General features: G+C 74.0%; 1 pseudogene. It reads left to right on the top strand.

Features of this window, described 5'->3' with window-relative positions:
• Nucleotides 1-481, top strand: a pseudogene (locus tag FNQ90_RS26440) (hypothetical protein); the annotation flags it as partial.

The following is a 481-nucleotide window of genomic DNA, read 5'->3' as shown; positions in this document are numbered from 1 at the left end:
CCACCGACCCCGTCTTCGACCGCACCCTGCACGAGTTGACCACCGCCCGCGACGCGGCCCCCGACGACCGCGCGCGAGCCGCCGTCGACCTCGTCATCGCCGATGAGTTGCGTTCCCAACTGGCCCCCACCTGGGAGTTGATGTGGCGGGGCGTCGACCTGCTGCGCGCCCTCCCGCCGGCCGCCCGGGTTCCCGACCGCCGTGCCGTGGACCGCACCGTCTTCACCCACTACACGACCTACCTGGACGAGGACGGCCGCCCCCGCGCCCGCCGTGACCACGCCGCCTCCGCCGCCCGTCGGCTGGCCCAACTCGAGGACGCCGTCGCCCGGTACGAGACCGAGCGGGCCTTCGACGATCCCCTCGTGATGGCCCGGTACGAACTGACCGGCGAGGCGTTCACCGGCACCGTGGTCGCCCGCGACCCCGACCGGATGGTCGAGAACGGTCGAGCCGGTCTCTTCCGTCCCGCCCTCACCGC

This window comes from Streptomyces alkaliphilus, from assembly GCF_014141535.1.
Lineage (GTDB): Bacteria > Actinomycetota > Actinomycetes > Streptomycetales > Streptomycetaceae > Streptomyces > Streptomyces alkaliphilus.
The sequence above is the reverse complement of the archived record's forward strand: the minus strand, read 5'-3'. Positions and strand labels throughout refer to the sequence as shown.